General features: G+C 54.6%; 14 protein-coding genes. 9 read left to right on the plus strand and 5 right to left on the minus strand.

Features of this window, described 5'->3' with window-relative positions:
* Positions 1-388 precede the first annotated feature (388 nt).
* Complete coding sequence (locus tag B9P82_RS04885) at positions 389-1,972, plus strand: TerC family protein (protein ID WP_019077138.1); 1,584 nt, start codon at positions 389-391, stop codon at positions 1,970-1,972.
* Positions 1,973-2,016: 44 nt separating this feature from the next.
* Here the strand turns inward: B9P82_RS04885 and asmA are convergent, their stop codons facing one another.
* The 3 genes from asmA to udk all read right to left on the minus strand — a co-directional run bounded on the left by asmA (position 2,017) and on the right by udk (position 5,207).
* Positions 2,017-3,867: an outer membrane assembly protein AsmA gene (gene asmA / locus B9P82_RS04890; protein WP_049040313.1), complete on the minus strand. Its 1,851-nt coding sequence runs from the start codon at positions 3,865-3,867 to the stop codon at positions 2,017-2,019.
* Positions 3,868-3,892: 25 nt separating this feature from the next.
* On the minus strand, positions 3,893-4,474 hold the full coding sequence (gene dcd, locus B9P82_RS04895) for a dCTP deaminase (RefSeq protein ID WP_016153598.1): 582 nt from the start codon (positions 4,472-4,474) through the stop codon (positions 3,893-3,895).
* A gap of 91 nt (positions 4,475-4,565) precedes the next feature.
* The gene (udk, locus tag B9P82_RS04900; protein WP_003036776.1) at positions 4,566-5,207 is read right to left on the minus strand and encodes a uridine kinase; all 642 of its coding nucleotides are present in this window, start codon (positions 5,205-5,207) and stop codon (positions 4,566-4,568) included.
* Positions 5,208-5,522: 315 nt separating this feature from the next.
* Between udk and B9P82_RS04910 the strand changes: the two genes are divergently transcribed.
* Entirely contained in the window at positions 5,523-8,852 is a 3,330-nt protein-coding gene (locus B9P82_RS04910; protein WP_101700141.1) for a diguanylate cyclase, read from the plus strand.
* Here B9P82_RS04910 and alkA read toward each other — a convergent pair.
* Positions 8,820-9,689 carry a DNA-3-methyladenine glycosylase 2 gene (alkA, locus tag B9P82_RS04915; RefSeq protein WP_101700048.1) on the minus strand — a complete coding sequence of 290 codons (870 nt, stop codon included), beginning with the start codon at positions 9,687-9,689 and terminating at the stop codon, positions 8,820-8,822. The two genes, B9P82_RS04910 and alkA, sit on opposite strands and share 33 nt — an antisense overlap.
* A gap of 136 nt (positions 9,690-9,825) precedes the next feature.
* On the opposite strand from alkA, the gene yegD reads away from it, so the two are divergent.
* Positions 9,826-11,178 carry a molecular chaperone gene (gene yegD / locus B9P82_RS04925; RefSeq protein WP_101700049.1) on the plus strand — a complete coding sequence of 451 codons (1,353 nt, stop codon included), beginning with the start codon at positions 9,826-9,828 and terminating at the stop codon, positions 11,176-11,178.
* Positions 11,179-11,278: 100 nt separating this feature from the next.
* On the opposite strand, the gene B9P82_RS28225 is transcribed toward yegD, so the two are convergent.
* Positions 11,279-11,338, minus strand: coding sequence for a type I toxin-antitoxin system Ibs family toxin (locus tag B9P82_RS28225; protein WP_109017525.1), 60 nt, complete (start codon positions 11,336-11,338; stop codon positions 11,279-11,281).
* A 279-nt stretch (positions 11,339-11,617) separates the two neighbouring features.
* On the opposite strand from B9P82_RS28225, the gene B9P82_RS04930 reads away from it, so the two are divergent.
* Genes B9P82_RS04930 through baeR form a run of 6 tightly spaced genes read left to right on the plus strand, consistent with a single transcriptional unit; the run spans position 11,618 to position 22,599 of the window.
* Entirely contained in the window at positions 11,618-12,865 is a 1,248-nt protein-coding gene (locus B9P82_RS04930; protein ID WP_101700050.1) for an MdtA/MuxA family multidrug efflux RND transporter periplasmic adaptor subunit, read from the plus strand.
* Positions 12,865-15,987, plus strand: a complete 3,123-nt coding sequence (locus B9P82_RS04935) for an MdtB/MuxB family multidrug efflux RND transporter permease subunit (protein ID WP_101700051.1) — start codon at positions 12,865-12,867, stop codon at positions 15,985-15,987. The genes B9P82_RS04930 and B9P82_RS04935 overlap by 1 nt, the downstream gene beginning before the upstream one ends.
* The gene (gene mdtC / locus B9P82_RS04940; RefSeq protein WP_016153604.1) at positions 15,988-19,068 is read left to right on the plus strand and encodes a multidrug efflux RND transporter permease subunit MdtC; all 3,081 of its coding nucleotides are present in this window, start codon (positions 15,988-15,990) and stop codon (positions 19,066-19,068) included. It begins immediately after the preceding gene.
* Positions 19,065-20,477, plus strand: coding sequence for an MFS transporter (locus tag B9P82_RS04945; RefSeq protein ID WP_101700052.1), 1,413 nt, complete (start codon positions 19,065-19,067; stop codon positions 20,475-20,477). The genes mdtC and B9P82_RS04945 overlap by 4 nt, the downstream gene beginning before the upstream one ends.
* Entirely contained in the window at positions 20,477-21,880 is a 1,404-nt protein-coding gene (gene baeS / locus B9P82_RS04950) for an envelope stress sensor histidine kinase BaeS (protein WP_016153606.1), read from the plus strand. Before B9P82_RS04945 ends, baeS begins: the two co-directional genes overlap by 1 nt.
* Positions 21,877-22,599 (plus strand): envelope stress response regulator BaeR, encoded by a 723-nt coding sequence (gene baeR, locus B9P82_RS04955; protein WP_019077149.1) that lies wholly within the window; start codon positions 21,877-21,879, stop codon positions 22,597-22,599. The genes baeS and baeR overlap by 4 nt, the downstream gene beginning before the upstream one ends.
* Positions 22,600-22,664 lie beyond the last annotated feature (65 nt).

Consider the following 22,664-nt stretch of genomic DNA (forward strand, 5'->3'; position numbering starts at 1 on the left):
GGAACGCATCAGGAATAGCGCCGCTGGTTGATAAGGAAATATTTATCTTTTGATTATTACCGGAGGAATTGTTGCAGCTAAGCGAATATCAGGCAAGGTAACAAGTTACCGACAACTTGCTTTTAAGATTAATATTAAGCGTTGAATTTGTATATTTTTAGGATTTTATTGATATTGACAATATTAATATAGAAATATCCCACCTGCGATATTTCTTAAAGAGCTTTGGATTAATAATATAATTTCCTGTAGTTACATTAAGGCTAATATCCCGTACCTGGTTGTAATAGGCTACAGAGAAATCCCTCCTCGCCATTGCATTTTTCGCCAGTTTTACCCATGATCGAATTGTGACAATTGTCATACAACTATGGGTATAGCATTTACTATGGAATGGATTGCCGATCCGTCAATCTGGGCCGGACTCGTCACGCTAATCGTGATCGAACTTGTTCTTGGCATTGATAATCTTGTTTTTATTGCCATCCTCGCGGAGAAACTGCCTCCTGCCCAGCGGGATAAGGCGCGTATTACCGGGCTACTGCTGGCGATGGTCATGCGCCTGCTGCTGTTGGCATCAATATCATGGCTGGTAACGCTGACCACGCCGCTGTTCAGCATTCGCGGCCTGAGCTTCAGCGCGCGCGATCTGATCATGCTGTTCGGCGGTTTCTTCCTGCTGTTTAAAGCCACCATGGAGCTAAACGAACGGCTGGAAGGCAAAGACAGCGAGAACCCGACCCAGCGTAAAGGCGCTAAGTTCTGGGGCGTCGTCGCGCAAATAGTCGTGCTGGACGCTATCTTCTCCCTGGATTCCGTCATTACCGCCGTAGGGATGGTCGATCACCTGGCGGTAATGATGGCTGCGGTGATTATTGCCATCAGCCTGATGGTGCTTGCCAGCAAGTCGCTGACGCGCTTTGTCAACAGCCATCCAACTATCGTCATTCTGTGCCTGAGCTTCTTGCTGATGATTGGTTTCAGTCTGGTCGCCGATGGGTTTGGTTTCCATATTCCGAAAGGTTACCTGTACGCCGCCATCGGTTTCTCGGTCATGATAGAAGCATTGAACCAGTTAGCTATCTTTAACCGCCGTCGCTTCCTGTCAGCCAACCATACCCTGCGCCAGCGCACCGCCGAGGCGGTAATGCGACTGCTGAGCGGGCAAAAAGAAGACGCCGAACTGGATGCCGAAACCGCGGCCATGCTGGCAGACCATCATGAAGGCCAAATTTTTGCCCCTCAGGAACGGCGGATGATTGAACGTGTGCTGAACCTTAATCAGCGTACGGTCAGCAGCATCATGACCTCGCGCCATGATATTGAGCACATCGACCTCAATGCGCCGGAAACAGAAATCCGCGCTTTGCTGGAAAAAAACCAGCATACGCGTCTGGTGGTCACCGGCGAAGATGAGCAGGAAGACTTGCTGGGCGTGGTGCATGTCATCGACCTGTTGCAGCAATCTCTTCGCGGCGAGCCGCTCGACTTACGCGTCTTGATTCGCCAGCCGTTGGTGTTCCCGGAAACTCTGCCGCTGCTTCCGGCGCTTGAACAGTTTCGTAACGCCCGGACGCACTTCGCTTTTGTGGCCGATGAATTTGGGTCAGTTGAAGGGATTGTAACGCTCAGTGACGTGATGGAAACCATCGCCGGTAACCTGCCAAATGAGGTAGAGGAGATTGACGCCCGTCATGACATTCAGAAAAACGCGGATGGTTCATGGACCGCAAACGGACACATGCCGCTGGAAGATCTGGTGCAGTACGTGCCTATCCCGTTAGATGATAAGCGTGAATATCACACCATTGCCGGACTGTTAATGGAGTATTTGCAGCGCATCCCGAAAACCGGGGAGGAAGTTCAGGTCGGCGACTATCGACTAAAAACCCTGCAGGTGGAAAATCATCGCGTGCAAAAAGTCCAACTGATACCGCTGCACAGTGAAGAAGAGATGGATTACGAGGTGTAAATCACGAGCCGGGGGCGGCATCAACCGCCATCCGGCAATATGAATCAGAGTTTATCCAGCAACTTTTTAACATCTTTACCGTTGCGGGAGTCTTTATTGCGATCGGCCCAGTCGTTAAGGCGACGTTTTGCTTCATCCTGCAAATGCTTACGCAAAATCTGGTCGACCTGCAGACTGTAGTTTAGCGCCTGCCACTGTCCGTAGACTCTGAGAGGAACCGGGGTAGCCTTCAGGAAGTTAATCAGCTTACTTTCGCCATCCCAGCCGCCCAGCACGCGAATGTTAAACAGCGTGTCGCAGTTCAGCTTCACCAGATCCAGCGTTCCCTTGCCGGTCAGCGCCAGCATCGCCGACTCACCCGCCATGTTATCCAGCGTAACCTCGCCGTCATCCAGCGTCATATCGGTTACGAAATGATCCAACCGGGTCACGTTATCCAGGTTTTGCTGAGCTTTAACATCCCCACCGCTACGTTCGACGGCCTGTTGTATCATCTGCTGGAAGTTCATTCCTTCCATTCGCGTATCGCTCATTTCGACATGGGCCTGCCCTTGCCAGCTATGACGAAACGCCTGGGCATCAATATCTGAGCCAGAGAAATCCCCTGCCAGTGACAGCTTACCGGTGAGGGCGATGGGGTAATCGAAGGCTTTCAGGATAGTACCAATTTCTACGCCTTCCAGGCGCGGATGGAAGACCGCTCGCGGCTGTCCTTTTCTGGCATCCAGCATACCAGGAAGCGACACCAGTCCGCCGTCACTTTTCCCCTGCAACTGCGTAACGTTCAATAAGCCGAACTGGTTGTCAATTTTTGCCGAGACATTGTCAAACGCCATTTTCCGCCACAGCACTTTGTCAGCTTGCAACGCGATGTCTGCCGAAAATCCCTTCAGTCCCTGATACGAAACGGCATCAACCTGGGAAGCAATGACGGGGCGCGCCAGCGTTGACTGACTCTGACCTTGCTGAACCTCACCGTTCGTCGTCACAACCTCACGTTGCACGAGCAGATTGTCCAGATTGAGCTGACCAAACTTCAGGTCGACAGCCCATTCTGGTTTTTCCAACAATGTCACATGAACTTGCCCGGCGAGAGAGCTGTCGTTAGCGGTCAAATGAATCTGGCTAAACGCGAGCTGTTTTTTCTCTTCCAGCCACTGCGCCTGAAACTGTCCCTGGCCTTTGATCCCCTGCGCCGGTAGATCGGCCCCCTGCAATTGCCAGCTTAGCTGCTCAATATTCGCGGATAAGTTATGCGGATAGTCGGAGGCATCAACGCTGCCGTTGAAGGATAACGCGAGGTCACGCTGATCGCGGTTAACGCGCCCGGAGAAATCAAACGTGCCGCGGTGCTGGTTATCCTGTTCCATGTCCAGACGAATATCGCGAACCGTGACCTGTTCATCGTCTTCATGCTGGAATACCAGAACGCTATCGGCAACACGCAGGCGGGCAATATCAAACGACCATCCTCTGTCTTCAGCCAGGTCGGGCAACGTATTGTCTTTTGGGGCAACGGGCGCATCTTCGCCGCGCACCGCTTCAGTTTGCGGGGTCAGTTGAATCACCGCGCCTTTGAGCATCACCTGCTTCACGCTGAGCTGGTGACTCAACAGCGGCCACAACGCGACGTCAAGACGCATATTGTCGGCACGAATCAGGGGTTCGCTGGCGCCTTCAGCCGTTAACACCATGCGCCCCGAGAGGATACTCAGCTGTGGCCATACGTGCCAACGCAGAGGGCCATCCAACTGCAGCTGATATCCGCTACGCGCAGCAACCTGCTTGACCATATATGCGCGGAAATCATTCGGATTAACCAACAGTACTAACGCAGAAAAACCGGCCACCAGCACGACCAGTAGAATCATCAGCGTCGTCAGAAATCGTCTCATGCTATCCCCAATGGACTGAAAATACTCAGTCTTTATCGATCCGGCTGGCAACGGCGCCCTGCTGATCGCGATACTTTGCATCCTGACGACGGTTGTAAGGTCGCGCCGCCGGACCGGAAAGCGGTTCGAAGCTTAATGCGCCAATCGGCATGCCAGGACGCAGGGCCAGCGGTAGTTTTCCGGAGTTGTAAAACTCCAGTACGATGCAGCCAGACCAGCCCGGATCGATACGGTGTGCGGTGACGTGTACCATCAGTCCCAGACGCGCCAGCGAAGAACGGCCATCTAACCAACCCACAAGATCGGAAGGCAGCGTCACGGATTCGAACGTCACTGCCAGCGCCAGTTCGCCCGGATGCAGGAAAAATGCCTCGCCGTCTTTGAGGACGATTTCATCACTCATCACGCGATCCAGCGCGGCGCTGACTTCATCTTTCGGTCCGCTCAGATCGATATACGCCGCCGTATGCCCGCGGAACGTACGGAATTTGTTGCCAAGGCGCACATCTACCGTGGCGCCGTTGATTCGCTCGACAGGAGGGCGTGGATTGATCGACAGACGACCTTGATCCAACCAGGCTTCAATATCTCGGTCACATAAACGCATGGCACTTTCTCCTTTCGTGCTTCAACCCCTTAATGCCAGGTGCATTAAGGGTGAACCAGGTTATCACTGAACGGTACACAATTCGCTGAACTTATTCAAAGAACTGACTGATTTTAGCCTTCAGAATATCGATGGCGATGCGGTTTTTACCCCCGCGCGGCACAATGATGTCGGCGTATTGTTTTGAAGGCTCAATAAATTGCAGGAACATCGGACGGACGGTTTTCTGATATTGCGCCATCACTGAATCCATTGAACGACCGCGTTCGTTCACATCGCGCTTGATACGGCGCATCAGGCAAATATCCAGCGGGGTATCAACAAAAATAGAGAAGTTCATCTCATCACGCAAACGCGCATCCGTCAGCAGCAAAATGCCTTCCAGGATGATGACTTTCTTGGGTTCGATATGAATAGTGTCTTGCGTGCGCGTGTGCTCAACGTAGCTGTACACCGGCAGCTCAATGGCACTACCGCGTTTCAGCGTTTGCAGATGTTGGAACAGCAGGCTGTGATCCATCGCGTTCGGATGGTCGTAGTTGGTTTTTACACGCTCTTCCATCGATAGATGGCTTTGATCTTTGTAATAGCTGTCTTCGGGAATAACGCCAATATGTTCGTCACCGACTTGTTCACGCAATTCGCGATAAAGAGTACTGGCAATAAGACTCTTGCCGGAAGCCGATGCGCCGGCAATGCCGATAATGACGCACTGATGGGACTGATCAGTCATAAATTTAGCGACCTGATTAACCTGGATGTTAGGAAGGGCGGCGCCGAAACGCCAAACGCGGCAATTATAGGGATTTCAGCGGCGCGACGCCAGCCCAGGCTGCACCAATGCCTTCCCTGTCGCAAATTAAAACGGTCATATTTAAAGCATGCGCTACATTTATTCGCCAGCCTTAGTAATTAATAGCTTGAGAGTGTTAATTTATGAGCAGCTGGCGTATAAATTGTAAATTATTTGTACTAGCATAAACCCAGATTAAATGTGATGCGTCCGGCATCTCTACTGGGCGACAACGGCTATTTGGGTAGAGTGGTAATGAGTAAACAATCCCAACATGTTTTAGTTACCTTACCTCATCCTCTACTGCGCCTGGCCAGTTTAGGTCTGGTGGCTTTCATCTTTACGCTGTTCTCGCTGGAACTGTCTCGTTTCGGGGCGCAGCTGGCGCCGCTGTGGTTTCCGACCTCAATCATGATGGTGGCTTTTTACCGTCATGCGGGAAAAATGTGGCCGGGGATCGCGCTGGCGTGCTCATTGGGTAACATCGCGGGTTCTTTGCTCTTCTTCCCCGGAGAGTCGCTTAGCTTTACCTACACGGCCATCAACATTATTGAGGCTGTCGTGGGGGCAATGTTATTGCGCAAACTGCTGCCCTGGTACAATCCTTTACAAAATCTCAACGACTGGGCGCGCCTGGCATTCGGCAGCGCAGTGGTCCCTCCGCTGCTGGGCGGCGTATTACTCTGGTTATTATTACCGCAAGAAACGTCGTTAAATACCTTCCTCATTTGGGTGCTGTCAGAATCCATCGGCGCGCTGGCGCTGGTACCATTAGGTTTACTGTTTAAGCCACATTATCTGCTGCGCCACCGCAATCCGCGATTACTGCTTGAAACTCTGATTACGCTTCTGGTGACGTTAACGTTCAGTTGGCTGTCGATGATGTTCATTCCATGGCCGTTTACCTGCGTTATTGTCCTGTTGATGTGGAGCGCTGTCCGTCTGCCGCGTATGGAGGCGTTTTTAATTTTCCTCAGCACCGTGATGATGGTTTCGCTGATGTTGGCCGCTGACCCTTCGCTGCTCTACACCCCCAAACAGAACATGATGACCAGCATACCGTGGCTGCCGTTTTTGATGATCCTGTTGCCAGCCAATATGATGACCATGGTGATGTACGCGTTTCGGGCTGAACGCAAGCACATCTCAGAAAGCGAAGCGCGCTTTCGCAATGCTATGGAGTATTCCGCAATTGGCATGGCGCTGGTCGGGACCGAGGGGCAATGGCTACAGGCCAATAAAGCCTTGTGCCAGTTTCTGGGCTATAGCCAGGAGGAGCTACGTTCGCTCACCTTCCAGCAATTAACCTGGCCGGAAGATTTGAACAATGACCTCGAACAGTTAAACATGCTGGCGCGCGGGGAAATTAACAGCTATTCCATGGAGAAACGCTATTACACGCGCGCAGGCGAGGTGGTATGGGCTTTGCTGGCCGTTTCGCTGGTGCGCCATAGCGACAACACCCCACTCTACTTTATTGCGCAGATTGAGGACATTAACGATCTGAAGCACACCGAGTGGATGAACAAACGGCTGATGGAGCGCATTACGCTCGCTAATGAAGCCGGGGGGATCGGCATTTGGGAATGGGAACTGCAGCCTGATGTGATCAGTTGGGATAAGCGTATGTTCGATCTCTACGAAGTCCCGGCACATATCAAGCCCAGCTGGCAAGTCTGGTATGAATGCGTTGTGCCTGAAGATCGCGAACACGCCGAAAATGTGATTCGCGATTCGCTGGCCGCACGAGCCCCGTTTAAGCTTGAGTTTCGTATCGCAGTAAAAGGTGGCATACGGCATATCCGCTCGTTGGCCAACCGGGTACTGAATAAAGACGGTGAAGTTGAACGCTTACTTGGCATCAATATGGATATGACCGAGGTGAAGCAGCTCAACGAAGCGCTGTTTCAAGAAAAAGAGCGTTTGCATATTACACTGGACTCCATCGGCGAGGCGGTGATTTGTATTGATGTCGACATGAATGTGACCTTTATGAATCCGGTCGCTGAGAAAATGAGCGGCTGGCAGCAGGAAAACGCAATTGGCATTCCGCTCCTGACGGTACTGCGTATTACTTTCGGCGATAACGGTCCGCTGATGGAAAATATCTACAGTGCCGACATGTCACGTAAGGCAATGGAGCAGGAAGTCGTCCTGCATTGTCGCAACGGCAACAGTTATGACATTCAGTACAGCATCACGCCCCTCAGCACCCTTGATGGCGGCAGCATTGGCTCGGTGCTGGTTATTCAGGATGTCACCGAGTCACGTAAGATGCTGCGCCAGCTTAGCTACAGCGCTTCGCATGACGACCTGACGCAGTTGGCCAATCGGGTCAGCTTTGAAAACCATCTCAAACAGTTGCTGCATACGGTGCACGACGCGCACCAGAGTCATGTGCTGGTTTTTATCGATCTTGATCGTTTTAAAGCGGTGAACGATAGCGCAGGTCATGCCGCAGGCGATGCCCTGCTGCGCGAACTCTCTTCACTGATGCTAAGCATGCTGCGGTCCAGCGATATGCTGGCGCGTCTTGGCGGCGACGAGTTTGGTCTGTTGCTGCCGGATTGTAATATCGAAAGCGCCCGCTTCATCTCAGGTCGCATCATCAGTGCTATTAACGATTACCACTTCATGTGGGATGGCCGCTTGCACCGCATTGGCGCCAGTGCGGGAATTACGCTGATTGATGACAAAAACCATGTTGCGACTGACGTCATGTCTCAGGCGGATATCGCCTGCTACGCGGCGAAAAACAGCGGACGTGGGCGTGTCTGCGTCTATGAACCCCAGCAAAGCCAGGCGCATGCCGCGCGTAGCCAACTGTCATTGGACGAACAAAAGCATACCATTATGCACTGCCCCATGCTGATGATCGCCAGAGGCGTGGCTTCTCCACGTATACCTGAGACGTTTAGCTTCTGGCTTATATCGCTACGCTTAGGGACCGCTGAAGGCGAAGTGATTGAAGAGCAGACATTCCGTACCGGGCTGGTCGATCCCACATTGAATCAAGCGCTCGACCGTCGGGTATTCAGCGAATTCTTCCAGAATGCGGCCCCAGCAGTCGCCAGCAAGGGCCTCAGTGTTGCGCTCCCCCTTTCCGCCGCCGGGCTGCTCAATTCAGAACTTGTTGATGAGCTGCTGGAACAATTGCAACATAGCCCGTTACCGCCACGGCTGCTGCACCTGACCGTTCCGGCCAGCGTCATCAAAACGAATCCAACGCAGGCGATATCCGCCCTGCATCGGCTACGTCAGTTCGGTTGTCGAATTGTGTTAAGTCAGGTCGGTCGTGATTTAGAGCTTTTTGACAATCTGAAATACCACATTGTCGATTACCTGTTGCTTGACAGCGAGCTAAGCGCCAGCGCTCACGGAGACCTGATTGACGAGATGTGGGTGTCCATTATCCAGGGCCATGCCCAGCGCCTGGACATTAAAAGCATCGCCGGTCCGGTGCAGTTGCCGCTTATCATGGATGCGCTTTCTGGCATCGGTATTGACATGATTTATGGCGACATTATTGCCAACGCTCAACCGTTGGATCTGCTACTGAATACCAGTAATTTCGCCATCAACTGACGGAAGCCAGCCATCCGTGTACCAGATATGCAAGAGTGCATAGGAGCGCCAGGGTTTCCAACGCTCTGCATACCGCCGGATCTGGGCTGGCGTCATGCCGGGAAAACGCTGTTTAATCAGATAATCATCCGGCAGAAAAACATCCTTCGCCTGCCAACCACGCAGCGCAAAATAGTTGGCGGTCCAGCGCCCTATTCCGGGAAACGTTTGTAGTTGCTTAACGCCTTGCTCAATATCGTCAGGCGCTACTGTCGCAAGCGTTCCTTCAAGCGTTGCACGCGCCAGGTGAATCAACGCTTCAGCGCGTTTGAGCGGCATCCCTAACGCTTTCAGGTGCAGCGGTTCGGCGTCAGCAAGCGCTTCAGGCGTGGGAAAACAAACATACCCTGGCGCATCCTCCAGCGTGTCGCCATAAGCATGGGCGACTTTCGCCGTCAGTTTTGCCGCCATAGCCACGCTGACTAACTGCCCTAAAATCGCCCGTACCCCTTGCTCAAAAGCATCGACACATCCCGGCAGGCGCAGTCCCGGACGCGCCGCACCAAGGCTTCCCAGCGCGCTGACAATTTGCTGCGGGCAACAAGTAAGATCAAACAAACGGGTTATTTTCGCCAGGCACTCGGGGGCGGCGGGTTGTAATCCCGAACTTAACGTCACGTGTAGCACATTGGCGTGCAAATCCGGTACGACGCGCACCAGACCCCGATGCTCCCCTACGGACAGGCTTCTGGTATAACTCAGTTCCTCCACCGTTTCGACACCGTCAACCGCACGGGCGGCAAGAAATCCCAGCATCCAGGGCCAGTCATAAGGCGGTTGCCAGCTCAGCGTGAACATTCAGTTTTCCTTTTTATGCAAACCTACAGCATAAACGGTATTCAATCGATGCGCCTTGCTTTCATATTCCAGTTGTCGGAGCGTCAACATTTCGTTAAAGTCACGCCCCTTCTTCACTGGCATGGGGATTTTTACGGTGTTTATTGGTTTTGACTACGGTACGGCAAACTGTTCAGTGGCCGTTATGCGTGACGGGCAGCCTCACCTGCTCAAAATGGAAAATAACAGCACGCTTCTGCCTTCAATGCTGTGCGCGCCAACGCGCGAAGCGGTCAGCGAGTGGCTGTATCGCCATCACGACATCCCAACCACGGACGACGAAACGCAGGCGCTGCTTCGCCGCGCGATGCGCTATAACCGCGAAGAAGACATCGACGTTAACGCCAGCAGCGTGCAGTTCGGTCTGGCATCGCTGGGTCAATATATTGAAGACCCGGAAGAGGTGTACTTCGTTAAATCGCCAAAATCATTTTTGGGTGCCAGCGGTCTGAAGCCGCAGCAGGTTGCGCTGTTTGAAGATCTGGTCTGCGCGATGATGCTGCACATACGCAACCAGGCACAAAATCAGTTGCCGGAAGCCATCACCCAGGCCGTTATTGGTCGTCCCATCAACTTCCAGGGGTTAGGGGGCGATGATGCCAACGCCCAGGCGCAGGGTATTCTTGAACGTGCGGCCAAACGCGCCGGTTTTCAGGATGTCGTCTTTCAGTACGAGCCGGTAGCGGCTGGTCTGGATTACGAAGCCACGCTGCAGGAAGAAAAACGCGTGCTGGTGGTGGATATTGGCGGGGGTACAACCGACTGTTCACTGCTGCTGATGGGGCCGCAATGGCATCAGCGCGCCGATCGCGAAAACAGCCTGCTGGGGCACAGCGGCTGCCGCGTTGGCGGGAACGATCTGGATATTGCGCTGGCGTTTAAACATCTGATGCCGCTGCTCGGTATGGGGGGAGAAACGGAAAAAGGGATCGCCTTACCTATTCTGCCCTGGTGGAACGCGGTCGCGATCAACGATGTTCCCGCGCAAAGTGACTTCTACAGTAGCGCCAACGGTCGCTTGCTCAACGATCTTGTCCGTGACGCGAAAGAAGCCGATAAAGTCGCCCTACTGCTTAAAGTCTGGCGCGAGCGTCTGAGCTATCGCCTGGTGCGCAGCGCAGAAGAGAGCAAAATCGCGCTTTCCGATCAGACCATTGTGACGGCGGCGATACCGTTTATCAGCGACACGCTGGCAACCGATATCAGTCAACACGGGCTGGAAGCTGCGCTCAATCAGCCCCTGGCGCGCATTCTGGAGCAGGTTCAACTGGCGCTGGAAAACGCGCAGGAAAAACCGGACGTGATTTACCTGACCGGCGGTAGCGCGCGTTCGCCGCTGATTAAAAAAGCCCTCGCCCAGCAACTTCCCGGGATTCCGATCGCGGGGGGTGATGATTTCGGTTCCGTTACTGCCGGACTGGCCCGCTGGGCTGACGTTGTTTTCCGCTAAGCGGCTCACATGCTGAAAAGTACGCGTATTGACATCACCATTGCTGTGGCTTACTTTCAAGAGTGAGGGTTAGGGAGGGCTTCCCCTCCCCCCTGGTGTCTTAGTAAGCCGGTAAGCTAATCACTAAGAGTATCACCAGTATGATGACTTGCTTCATCATAACCCTTTCCCTATTTTGGCCCCTTCCTCGGGAGGGGCTTTTCCGTTCCAGCGTCCCGCTGAAATCTCTGGCTTTCCTCCTTTTTGCCTTGTCAGCACTCTAACGCACAATCACGTATTCGCTATCTTCACCACCGATTGTTGCGTAACGCTTCGCAAAGCCGCATCAGCATTCAGACGAATCCCGACAGTGTTTCATAATTCCTCCATTTTTCTCCCTTGTTCGCTGGCTAAACTAGTATCATTCCGCGAATCGTTTCAGGATGAGAAACTTATAACAATGAAAGGCAGTAAAAAATCCCGCTGGGTGCTAGCAATCGCGATCGTTGTGGCCACCGTCGCCGCCATCTGGTTCTGGCAAAGCCGTAACGACGCCCAGGAAAACGCACCGGGCGCGACCAAACCAGCGCAGCACACGCCAGGTTCGGGACGGCGTGGAATGCGCTCCGGGCCGTTGGCTCCCGTTCAGGCTGCCACCGCCGCCATGGAAGCCGTTCCGCGTTACCTGACAGGACTGGGTACCATTACTGCCGCAAATACCGCCACGGTACGTAGCCGGGTGGATGGTCAGCTCATTGCCTTACACTTCGAGGAAGGACAGCAGGTAAAAGCCGGCGACCTGCTGGCAGAGATAGATCCCAGCCAGTTCAAAGTTGCTCTGGCTCAGGCGCAAGGCCAACTGGCAAAAGATAAAGCCACGCTGGCAAATGCCCGTCGCGATCTTGCCCGCTATCAACAGCTGGTGAAAACTAATCTGGTCTCCCGCCAGGAGCTGGATGCCCAGCAGGCGCTGGTAAATGAAACGTTAGGGACAATCAAAGCCGATGAAGCCAGCGTCGCCAGCGCCCAATTGCAGCTTGACTGGAGCCGGATAACCGCGCCTGTAGAGGGGCGTGTCGGTCTGAAACAGGTCGACGTCGGTAACCAAATTTCCAGCGGCGATACCACCGGAATCGTCGTCATTACGCAAACCCATCCTATCGACCTGATATTCACCTTGCCTGAAAACGACATTGCCACCGTGTTGCGGGCGCAAAAATCGGGGACTCCGTTAAAGGTCGAAGCCTGGGACCGAACCAATTCGCAAAAACTGAGCGAAGGCGTCCTGCTCAGTCTGGACAATCAGATTGACGCTACGACCGGAACCATCAAAGTTAAAGCCCGTTTTGACAATCAGGATGATGCTTTATTCCCTAACCAGTTCGTTAACGCCCGCATGCTGGTCGACACGGAACAAAACGCCGTGGTGATCCCAACGGCCGCCCTGCAGATGGGCAATGAGGGCCATTTTGTCTGGGTGCTGAACAGCGAGAATAAAGTGAGCAAACATCTGGTTAAGCCAGGTATTCAGGATAGCCAAAAAGTAGTGATCGCCGCCGGGTTGTCCGCAGGTGATCGGGTCGTAACCGACGGTATTGACCGCCTGACGGAAGGCGCAAAAGTAGAAGTTGTAGAGGCGCATGACGCCTCAGCTCAGGACGAGAAAACTGCGCCCCGCGGATACGGCAAAAAAGGAGCTAACTCCTGATGCAGGTGTTACCTCCGCACAACACAGGCGGGCCATCACGCCTGTTTATTCTGCGACCTGTCGCCACCACGCTGCTGATGGTCGCGATTTTGCTTGCCGGTATTATCGGTTATCGTTTCCTGCCGATCGCCGCCTTACCGGAAGTCGATTACCCCACGATTCAGGTCGTTACGCTGTACCCGGGCGCCAGCCCGGACGTCATGACCTCGGCGGTAACCGCGCCGCTTGAGCGTCAGTTCGGACAGATGTCCGGCTTAAAACAGATGTCCTCGCAAAGTTCCGGCGGCGCATCGGTCGTCACGTTGCAGTTTCAACTGACGCTGCCGCTGGATGTTGCCGAGCAGGAAGTTCAGGCTGCGATTAACGCCGCCACCAATTTATTACCGGGCGATCTGCCCAATCCGCCGGTCTACAGCAAGGTAAACCCGGCAGATCCACCGATCATGACGCTGGCGGTCACGTCCAGCGCCATGCCGATGACGCAGGTGGAAGATATGGTCGAAACCCGCGTCGCGCAGAAAATCTCTCAGGTTTCCGGTGTCGGTCTGGTAACACTTTCCGGCGGGCAACGACCGGCGGTCCGCGTGAAGCTTAACGCACAGGCTATTGCCGCACTCGGTCTGACCAGCGAAACCATCCGTACAGCCATTACCGGGGCTAACGTCAATTCGGCAAAAGGGAGTCTTGATGGCCCAACGCGTGCTGTCACCCTTTCCGCCAACGACCAGATGCAGTCCGCAGACGAATATCGCCAGCTCATCGTGGCCTATAAAAACGGTGCGCCGGTTCGTCTGGGCGATGTCGCCACCGTCGAACAAGGGGCAGAAAATAGCTGGCTGGGCGCATGGGCCAATAAGCAACAAGCCATTGTAATGAATGTTCAGCGCCAACCTGGGGCGAACATCATCTCCACGGCAGACAGTATCCGTCAAATGCTGCCGCAGCTCACCGAAAGCCTGCCCAAATCAGTTAAGGTCAGCGTGCTTTCGGATCGTACGACCAATATTCGTGCGTCCGTTGCAGACACCCAGTTTGAGCTAATGCTGGCGATTGCGCTGGTGGTGATGATCATCTACCTGTTCCTGCGCAATATTCCGGCGACGATTATTCCTGCGGTCGCCGTTCCGCTGTCGCTCATCGGCACCTTCGCGGTGATGGTATTTCTTGATTTCTCCATCAATAACCTGACCCTAATGGCGCTAACCATCGCGACAGGATTCGTAGTGGATGACGCTATCGTGGTTATCGAGAATATTTCTCGCTATATCGAAAAAGGCGAAAAACCGCTGACTGCCGCCCTGAAGGGGGCTGGTGAGATTGGTTTTACCATCATCTCTCTGACATTTTCGCTAATCGCCGTGCTGATCCCACTGTTGTTTATGGGTGATATCGTTGGCCGATTATTCCGCGAGTTTGCCGTTACGCTGGCCGTGGCAATTCTGATTTCCGCCGTCGTCTCGCTCACCCTCACGCCGATGATGTGCGCGCGCATGCTTAATCAGGCCTCGTTGCGTAAGCAAAACCGCTTTTCCCGTGCCTCGGAGCGAATGTTCGATCGCGTCATTGCCGGGTACGGTCACTGGCTGGCAAAAGTGCTGAACCATCCGTGGCTCACGCTGGGCGTGGCGCTCGGCACGCTGGCACTGAGCGTTATGTTATGGGTCTTTATCCCCAAAGGGTTCTTCCCAATCCAGGACAACGGCATCATCCAGGGTACGCTGCAGGCGCCGCAGTCCAGTTCATTTGCCAGCATGGCCCAGCGCCAGCGCCAGGTTTCCGATGTCATCCTTCGAGATCCGGCGGTAGAGAGCCTGACCGCTTTTGTCGGCGTGGATGGTACTAATCCGGCATTGAACAGCGCGCGTCTGCAAATCAACCTTAAGCCGCTGGACGATCGCGACGATCGCGTGCAGAAAGTGATCGCACGCCTACAGGACGCGGTTGACAGAGTACCCGGCGTTGATCTCTATCTTCAGCCCACCCAGGACCTGACGATTGATACCCAGGTCAGCCGGACGCAATATCAGTTTACGCTGCAAGCAACGTCCCTTGACGCCCTCAGCACCTGGGTTCCACAGCTGTTAGAAAAACTTCACCAGCTACCGCAACTGTCCGATGTCAGTAGCGACTGGCAGGACAAAGGGCTGGTGGCGTATGTGAACGTCAATCGCGATAGCGCCAGCCGTTTAGGCATCAGCATGGCGGATGTCGATAACGCCCTGTACAACGCCTTCGGCAAGCGACTGATTTCAACCATCTACACCCAGGCCAACCAGTATCGCGTCGTATTGGAACATGACACCAACAGTACGCCGGGGCTTGCTGCACTGGACACTATCCGTCTGACCAGCAGCGACGGCGGCGTGGTTCCACTTAGCGCAATCGCCAGCATTGAACAGCGTTTCGCTCCGCTGTCGATTAACCACCTCGATCAGTTCCCGGTCACCACCATCTCGTTCAACGTACCGGACGGTCATTCGCTGGGCGATGCGGTGCAGGCAATTCTGGATGCCGAAAAAACGCTCAATCTGCCAGCAAATATTACCACCCAGTTCCAGGGCAGTACGCTCGCTTTCCAGGCCGCGCTGGGTAATACCATCTGGTTGATTGTGGCTGCGGTTGTCGCGATGTATATCGTTCTCGGCGTGCTGTATGAGAGCTTTATTCACCCGATTACCATTCTCTCCACGCTACCCACGGCGGGCGTTGGCGCCCTCCTGGCGTTAATGATTGCCGGCAGTGAACTGGACGTCATCGCGATTATCGGCATTATTTTGCTTATCGGTATCGTCAAGAAAAACGCCATCATGATGATCGACTTCGCCCTTGCCGCGGAGCGCGAACAGGGCATGACCCCACGCGACGCTATTTTCCAGGCCTGTCTGCTGCGTTTTCGCCCGATTCTGATGACTACGCTGGCGGCACTGCTCGGCGCGTTGCCGCTGATGTTAAGTACCGGCGTGGGGGCCGAATTACGTCGTCCATTAGGAATTGGTATGGTCGGCGGTCTGCTGGTAAGCCAGGTATTAACCCTGTTTACCACCCCGGTGATTTATCTGCTGTTTGACCGTCTGTCGCTGTACGTGAAAAGCCGCTTCCCGCGTCAGGAAGAGGAAGCGTAAATGAAATTTTTCGCGCTTTTCATTCATCGTCCGGTGGCGACCATTCTCATTTCGGTGGCCATCACCCTGTGCGGGATACTGGGCTTTCGTCTGCTGCCGGTAGCTCCGCTGCCGCAGGTGGATTTCCCGGTGATCATGGTCAGCGCATCATTACCGGGCGCTTCCCCTGAAACGATGGCGTCTTCGGTAGCCACCCCGCTGGAGCGCTCACTGGGGCGCATCGCGGGCGTGAACGAAATGACCTCGAGCAGTTCCCTTGGCAGTACGCGCATTATTCTTGAATTCAAATTCGACCGTGACATCAATGGCGCGGCGCGGGATGTTCAGGCCGCGATTAACGCAGCGCAAAGCCTGCTACCCAGCGGCATGCCAAGCCGCCCCACGTACCGCAAAGCCAACCCTTCTGATGCGCCAATCATGATCCTGACGCTCACGTCGGACACTTACTCGCAGGGTGAGCTGTACGATTTCGCATCAACCCAATTAGCACAGACCATCGCGCAAATCGACGGCGTGGGTGACGTCGACGTTGGGGGCAGCTCTCTGCCTGCCGTGCGCGTAGGGCTTAATCCGCAAGCGCTGTTTAATCAGGGCGTGTCGCTGGACGACGTGCGTAGCGCGATTGCTAACGCCAATGTGCGTAAGCCGCAGGGAGCTATCGAGAATGATACCCATCGCTGGCAGGTACAAACCAACGATGAGCTGAAAACCGCCGCCGAGTACCAGCCGATTATTATCCACTACAATAACGGCGCTGCGGTGCGGCTGGGCGATGTTGCGTCTGTGAGCGACTCGGTGCAGGACGTACGTAACGCGGGGATGACCAACGCAAAACCGGCTATCCTGCTGATGATCCGCAAGCTGCCAGAAGCCAATATTATTCAAACGGTAGACAGCATTCGGGCCAAATTACCGGAGTTACAAACGCTGGTCCCGGCCGCCATCGATCTGCAAATTGCCCAGGATCGTTCACCGACCATTCGCGCCTCGCTGGAGGAAGTCGAACAGACGCTGATTATCTCCGTTGCGCTGGTTATTCTGGTGGTCTTTGTTTTCCTGCGCTCCGGGCGCGCGACCCTGATCCCTGCGGTAGCGGTTCCGGTCTCGCTGATCGGTACCTTTGCCGCCATGTATCTGTGCGGGTTCAGCCTGAACAACCTGTCATTAATGGCGTTGACCATTGCCACGGGATTTGTCGTTGATGACGCGATCGTGGTGCTGGAAAATATTGCCCGCCACCTGGAAGCGGGAATGAAGCCACTGCAGGCGGCGCTACAGGGTACGCGCGAAGTGGGATTCACGGTGCTCTCAATGAGCCTGTCGCTGGTAGCGGTGTTCCTCCCGCTGCTGTTAATGGGCGGATTGCCTGGGCGCTTGCTGCGCGAATTTGCCGTCACGCTGTCAGTTGCTATCGGTATCTCGCTGCTGGTGTCGCTGACATTAACGCCAATGATGTGTGGCTGGATGCTCAAATCCAGCGCCCCGCGTGAACAGTCTCGTAAACGAGGTTTTGGTCGTGTGCTGGTGGCACTGCAACAGAGTTACGGCACTTCGCTTAAATGGGTGCTGCGCCATACGCGACTGGTAGGCGTGGTGTTACTTGGCACCATTGCGCTGAATATCTGGCTTTATATTTCCATCCCCAAAACCTTCTTCCCGGAGCAGGATACGGGCGTGTTGATGGGGGGGATTCAGGCCGACCAGAGCATCTCTTTCCAGGCGATGCGCGGCAAACTGCAGGACTTTATGAAGATCATCCGCGACGACCCGGCGGTGAATAACGTCACCGGTTTTACTGGCGGTTCCCGGGTTAACAGCGGGATGATGTTTATCACCCTCAAGCCACGCGATGAGCGCGGTGAAACCGCTCAGCAGGTGATCGACCGCCTGCGCGTCGCGCTTGCAAAAGAGCCTGGCGCGAATCTGTTTCTGATGGCGGTGCAGGATATTCGCGTCGGCGGCCGCCAGGCCAATGCCAGCTATCAATACACATTGCTTTCCGACGATCTGGCGGCGCTGCGCGAGTGGGAACCGAAGATCCGTAAAGCGCTTGCCGCCCTGCCCCAACTGGCGGATGTCAACTCAGATCAGCAGGACAATGGCGCGGAAATGAACCTGGTCTACGATCGCGACACCATGTCTCGTCTGGGGATCGACGTTGCAGCCGCTAACAGCCTGTTGAACAACGCTTTTGGACAACGGCAAATTTCAACTATTTATCAACCGATGAACCAGTACAAAGTGGTGATGGAGGTCGATCGACGTTACACCCAGGACATCAGCGCGCTGGATAAAATGTTCGTCATCAACAATGACGGTAAGGCAATCCCGCTATCGTACTTTGCCAAATGGCAACCGGCGAATGCCCCGCTGTCGGTAAACCATCAGGGCTTGTCCGCTGCCTCAACCGTGTCGTTTAACCTGCCAACAGGTTCTTCACTGTCAGAGGCGACAGAGGCTATCAACAGAACCATGACCCAGCTCGGCGTCCCCTCCACGGTTCGCGGTAGCTTTGCCGGCACGGCACAGGTATTTCAGGACACCATGAACTCACAGGTGATCCTGATTATCGCCGCCATCGCCACGGTCTACATCGTTCTGGGTATGCTGTATGAAAGCTATGTTCATCCCCTGACCATTCTCTCCACGCTACCTTCAGCTGGCGTCGGGGCTTTGCTGGCGCTAGAGCTGTTCAATGCCCCGTTCAGCCTAATCGCCCTGATAGGGATAATGCTATTAATTGGCATTGTGAAGAAAAATGCCATCATGATGGTCGATTTTGCGCTGGAAGCGCAGAGAAACGGCAAGCTGCAGCCAGAAGAAGCCATTTTCCAGGCCTGCCTGCTGCGCTTTCGCCCAATCATGATGACCACGCTGGCGGCGTTGTTTGGCGCGCTGCCGCTGGTGTTATCCGCCGGGGATGGCTCCGAACTACGTCAACCTTTGGGGATAACCATTGTCGGCGGGCTGGTCGTGAGTCAACTCCTGACGCTGTACACCACGCCCGTGGTCTATCTCTTTTTCGACCGTCTGCGTCTGCGTTTTTCGCGTAAAAACAGCAAACCGGTAGCAGAGTTATGACAGAACTTCCCGACAGCACCCGCTGGCAACTTTGGATTGTGGCATTCGGCTTTTTTATGCAGTCGCTGGATACCACCATCGTGAATACTGCGCTTCCCTCGATGGCGGCAAGCCTCGGGGAAAGCCCGTTACACATGCATATGGTCATTGTGTCATATGTTTTAACCGTTGCCGTGATGCTGCCCGCCAGCGGATGGCTGGCGGACAAAGTTGGCGTGCGTAATATCTTCTTCACCGCCATCATCCTGTTTACGCTTGGCTCGCTGTTTTGCGCCGGGTCCAGCACACTCAACGAGCTGGTGATGGCGCGCGTCTTACAAGGCGTTGGCGGTGCGATGATGGTGCCGGTCGGCAGGCTAACGGTGATGAAAATCGTCCCGCGTGAGCAATATATGGCGGCGATGACGTTTGTCACATTGCCCGGTCAGATTGGCCCGCTACTGGGACCGGCATTAGGCGGTATTCTGGTTGAGTACGCCTCCTGGCACTGGATATTTTTGATTAACATTCCGGTTGGCATTGTCGGCGCGATAGCGACGTTAATGCTGATGCCCAACTACACCATGCAAACCCGACGCTTCGATCTCTCCGGATTTGCGATGCTGGCAATCGGCATGGCGGTACTGACGCTGGCATTTGATGGCAGTAAAGGAACCGGCATCTCCAGTATCTCGCTGGCAGCGTTGGTTATCTGCGGAGTGCTGGCTATTGCGCTGTATCTGAAACACGCCCATCGTAATCCACGCGCGCTGTTCAGCCTGAATCTGTTTCGCACACCGGCCTTCTCGCTGGGTCTTTTCGGCAGTTTTGCCGGACGCATCGGTAGCGGTATGCTGCCGTTTATGACGCCGGTGTTTTTACAAATAGGCCTCGGTTTTTCGCCCTTTCATGCCGGGCTGATGATGATCCCGATGGTGCTCGGCAGTATGGGCATGAAGCGCATTGTGGTGCAGGTCGTTAACCGCTTTGGCTACCGTCGCGTACTGGTCGTTACAACGCTTGGCCTGTCGCTGGTCAGTCTGCTGCTGATGAGCACCGCGCTGCTCGGCTGGTATTACGCCCTGCCCTTCGTACTGTTCTTACAGGGAATGGTCAACTCAACGCGCTTTTCATCCATGAACACCCTGACGTTAAAAGACCTGCCTGACGATCTCGCCAGCAGTGGTAACAGCCTGCTGTCAATGATCATGCAGCTGTCGATGAGTATCGGGGTGACCATCGCGGGGCTGCTGCTAGGTATGTTCGGTCAGCAGCATAGCGTCATCGACAGCGGAAGTACGCATACCGTCTTTATGTATACCTGGCTGTGCATCGCATTCATTATCGCGCTGCCCGCCATTATTTTTGCCCGCGTGCCGAACGACACGCAAACCAACGCGGTGATTTCACGGCGCAAAAGGAGCACCTGATGAAGTTCTGGCGGCCCGGTATCACCGGCAAACTGTTTCTGGCGATTTTCGCCACCTGCATCGTATTGCTGATCAGCATGCACTGGGCCGTACGCATAAGCTTCGAACGCGGTTTTATTGACTATATCAAGCACGGTAACGAACAGCGGCTGCAAATGCTCAGCGACGCATTAAGCGAGCAGTATGAACAGCACGGCAACTGGCGATTCTTACGCAATAACGATCGGTTTGTTTTTCAGATCCTGCGCTCTTTTGAACACGACAACGACGATGATAAACCCGGCCCCGGCATGCCGCCGCACGGCTGGCGTACGCAGTTTTGGGTTGTCGACCAAAATGCCCGCGTGCTGGTCGGTCCGCGTGCTCCGGTCCCCCGTGACGGTATGCGCCATCCGATCCGCGTCAACGGTAGCGAAGTCGGTGCCGTGATTGCCTCTCCCGTGGAACGCTTAACGCGCAATACGGATATCAATTTCGACATGCAGCAAAGGCGTTCCAGTTGGCTCATCGTCGCGCTCTCCACGATCCTGGCGGCGCTGGCAACGTTTACGCTGGCGCGCAGCCTGCTGGCCCCGGTCAAGCGGTTGGTAGAAGGCACGCACAAACTGGCGGCTGGCGATTTCACCACTCGCGTTGCGCCGACCAGTACGGATGAGCTGGGCAAGCTGGCGCAGGACTTCAACCAGCTTGCCAGTACGCTGGAAAAAAACCAGCAGATGCGTCGTGACTTTATGGCCGATATTTCTCACGAACTGCGTACGCCGTTAGCGGTGTTGCGCGGTGAACTGGAGGCCATTCAGGATGGCGTACGCCAGTTCACCCCTGACTCCGTTGCCTCTTTGCAAGCTGAAGTCGGTACGCTCACCAAGCTGGTGGACGATCTGCATCAGCTCTCCATGTCTGATGAAGGCGCGCTGGCCTACCAGAAAACATCGCTGGATCTCATCCCCTTGTTGGAAGTGGCAAGTGGCGCATTTCGTGAACGCTTTGCCAGCCGTGGACTGACGATACAACTTTCACTCCCGGACAGCATGACGGTATTTGGCGACAGGGATCGTTTGATGCAGTTGTTCAACAATCTGCTGGAAAACAGTCTGCGCTACACCGACAGCGGCGGTGGGCTGCACATCAGCGCCGAACAACGCGAGCGTATGGTTTTATTAACCTTCGCTGATTCCGCTCCCGGCGTAAGTGACGACCAGTTACAGAAGCTGTTTGAACGCTTTTATCGCACCGAAGGCTCGCGTAACCGTGCCAGCGGTGGTTCCGGGCTGGGGCTGGCAATTTGCGTCAATATCGTACAGGCGCATAATGGTCTGATTCGCGCCGCCCATTCGCCTTTTGGCGGGGTTAGCATTACAGTAACATTACCGCTGGAACGCGATTTACAGAGAGATGTATGACTGAGTTACCCATTGATGAAAACACGCCGCGTATTCTGATCGTGGAAGACGAGCCCAAGCTGGGGCAACTGCTTATCGACTATCTGCGCGCGGCAAGCTACGCTCCTACGCTCATCAGCCACGGCGATCTGGTTCTTCCTTACGTGCGTCAGACGCCGCCCGACCTGATCTTGTTGGATCTGATGCTGCCTGGTACCGACGGCCTGACTCTGTGCCGGGAAATCCGCCGATTCTCTGAAGTCCCCATCATGATGGTAACCGCCAAGATAGAAGAAATTGATCGCCTGCTGGGGCTGGAGATCGGTGCGGATGATTATATTTGCAAACCCTACAGCCCGCGTGAAGTTGTTGCTCGCGTGAAGACGATTCTGCGCCGTTGCAAGCCGCAGCGCGAACTGCAACAGATGGATGCTGACAGCCCGTTGATCGTCGATGAAGGTCGTTTTCAGGCGTCCTGGCGTGGGAAAATGCTCGACTTAACGCCTGCTGAATTTCGCTTACTCAAAACGCTGTCGCATGAACCGGGAAAAGTGTTCTCCCGTGAACAGTTGCTCAATCATCTCTATGACGATTACCGTGTCGTTACCGACCGAACCATCGACAGCCATATTAAGAACCTGCGACGCAAGCTGGAATCGCTGGATGCGGAGCAGTCGTTTATCCGCGCGGTCTATGGCGTAGGGTATCGCTGGGAAGCCGACGCCTGTCGGATTGCGTAAACATTCCCGTCAGGACTCCGCGGCTTCGTGGAGTCCTGTTGACTAGCAACTCTCCAAATATCGCT

Source organism: Citrobacter sp. L55 (assembly GCF_002850715.1).
GTDB classification, from domain to species: domain Bacteria; phylum Pseudomonadota; class Gammaproteobacteria; order Enterobacterales; family Enterobacteriaceae; genus Citrobacter; species Citrobacter braakii.